2 protein-coding genes and 1 pseudogene are annotated in these 2,154 nt (G+C 74.2%); 1 reads left to right on the top strand and 2 read right to left on the bottom strand.

From position 1 onward, the window contains the following. Nucleotides 1-670 (bottom strand): FGGY family carbohydrate kinase (locus tag HUW36_RS31490; protein ID WP_246248417.1); only part of this gene is annotated, 670 nt, incomplete at its 3' end. An 11-nt stretch (nucleotides 671-681) separates the two neighbouring features. After that, complete coding sequence (gene xylA / locus HUW36_RS31485) at nucleotides 682-1,869, bottom strand: xylose isomerase (RefSeq protein ID WP_174531400.1); 1,188 nt, start codon at nucleotides 1,867-1,869, stop codon at nucleotides 682-684. Nucleotides 1,870-1,921: 52 nt separating this feature from the next. Here xylA and HUW36_RS31480 point away from each other — a divergent pair. Then, nucleotides 1,922-2,154, top strand: a pseudogene (locus HUW36_RS31480) (MarR family transcriptional regulator); the annotation flags it as partial.

Below are 2,154 nucleotides of genomic sequence, written 5' to 3'. Positions count from 1 at the left end.
CGAGCGCCGCCGGGTCGAGCTGCCCGGCCGCCTCGGCCGGACCGAGCACGACCGGGACCCGCGGGCGCCGCCCGAAGGCCTGCTCCAGCAGGTCGAGCCGGTATTCGCCGGTGCGCGGCGACCAGTAGCCGGTGCCGCTGGCGTCGCCCCGGTCGGTACGCAGCGCGTCCAGGCCGGGAGCGCCGGCGAGCCGCCAGGTGAGCCAGTCGTGCGGCAGGCAGACCGCGGCCACCCGGTCGGCGTTCGCCGGCTCGTGCCGGGCCAGCCAGCGCAGCTTGGTGGCGGTGAAGCTGGCCACCGGCACCGCGCCGGTGGCCTCGGCCCAGAACCGGCGGCCGGTCTCCCCGCCACCGGCCTCCGCGACGAGGTCCCGGGCGGCGTCGGCGGAGCGGGTGTCGTTCCACAGCAACGCCGGGCGGACCACCTCGCCCGCCTCGTCCAGGCAGACCATGCCGTGCTGCTGGCCGCCGACCGAGACGGCGGCCACGTCGGCCAGGCCGCCGGCCTCGGCGACGGCCGCCCGCAGGGCGTCCCACCAGGCGGCGGGCTCGACCTCGGTGCCGGCCGGATGGGGCGCCCGGCCCTGCCGGACCAGCGCCCCGGTCTCGGCGTCCCGGACCACCACCTTGCAGGACTGGGTCGACGAGTCGACGCCGGCGACGAGCGGCATGACGGCCCGCCTCAGCGCGCGCCGAGCACGTGCTCGACGGCGAGCTGGTTGAGCCGGACGAAACCGAAGCCCTTGGCGCCGGCCGCCTCCGGGTCGAACTCCTCGAACGCGGTCCGGTCGGCGAGCAGCTCGGCGTAGCCCTCCCCGGGGTTCAGCGTCGGCGTGGCCAGCTCGGCCACCCGGGCGACGGCGAGTGCCTCGGCGACCTCGGGGTCGGCGCGGAACGCCGCGGCCCGCTCCTTGAGCAGCAGGTAGGTCCGCATGTTCGCCTCGGCGGAGGCCCAGACCCCGCTCATGTCCTCGGTGCGGGAGGGCTTGTAGTCGAAGTGGCGCGGGCCGTCGTAAGCCGGGCCGCCGTTCGGACCGCCGTGCTCCAGCAGGTCGACCAGGGCGAACGCGTTGAGCAGGTCGCCGTGGCCGAAGACCAGGTCCTGGTCGTACTTGATGCCGCGCTGGCCGTTGAGGTCGATGTGGAACAGCTTGCCCTGCCAGAGCGCCTGGGCGATGCCGTGGGCGAAGTTGAGCCCGGCCATCTGCTCGTGGCCGACCTCCGGGTTGAGCCCCACCATCTCCGGGCGGGCCAGGGTGGAGATGAAGCCGAGCGCGTGGCCGACGGTGGGCAGCAGGATGTCGCCGCGGGGCTCGTTCGGCTTGGGCTCCAGGGCGAAGCGCAGGTCGTAGCCGTTGTCGACGACGTACTGGCAGAGCAGGTCGACCGCCTCGCGGTAGCGCTCCAGCGCGGCCTGGACGTCCTTGGCCACGTCGTACTCGGCGCCTTCCCGGCCGCCCCACATGACGAACGTCTTCGCGCCCAGCTCGGCGGCGAGGTCGACGTTGCGCAGCACCTTGCGCAGCGCGTAGCGGCGCACGTCGCGGTCGTTGCTGGTGAAGCCGCCGTCCTTGAACACCGGGTGGGTGAACAGGTTGGTGGTGACCATCGGCACGACCAGGCCGGTCTCGTCGAGGGCCTTGCGGAACCGGCTCAGCCGGGCGTCGCGGGTGGCCGCGTCCGCGCCGAACGGAACCAGGTCGTCGTCGTGGAACGTGATCCCGTACGCGCCGAGCTCGGCGAGCCGGTGCACCGCCTCGACGGCGTCCAGCTCGGGCCGGGTGGCGTCGCCGAACGGGTCACGGGCCGGCCAGCCCACGGTCCAGAGGCCGAAGGAGAACTTGTCCGCGGGGGTGGGACGGGGTGCCATGGGAACCTCCGGGTGGTGATGGCGTCCGCGATTTGTTCAGCGGTTGAATTAAATGGCGGCGATGTGGCAGTGTCAAGTGGTGACCAGCACCAGCACCGCCGGAGCGGTCCGGCAGGGCAGCCTGCGTGAGCTGAATCTCGCGGTGGTGCTCCGCCGGATCGCCGCCGCCGACCGACCGCCCTCGCGGGCCGGCCTCGCCGCCGGCACCGGACTGACCCGGGCCACCGTCTCCGCCGTCGTCGACGACCTGATCGCCGGGCGGCTGGTCGCCGAGGCCGAGCCGCC

The sequence above is a fragment of the Micromonospora maritima genome (genome assembly GCF_902825405.1).
Taxonomy (GTDB): Bacteria; Actinomycetota; Actinomycetes; order Mycobacteriales; family Micromonosporaceae; genus Micromonospora; species Micromonospora maritima.
Note: the sequence above shows the minus strand (reverse complement) of the source record. Positions and strands in the feature narration are given on the sequence as shown.

What these genes read in the sequence shown, in the direction of transcription:
- xylA (WP_174531400.1), bottom strand. Translation starts at nt 1,869, where the DNA reads ATGGCACCCCGTCCCACCCCCGCGGACAAGTTCTCCTTCGGCCTCTGG.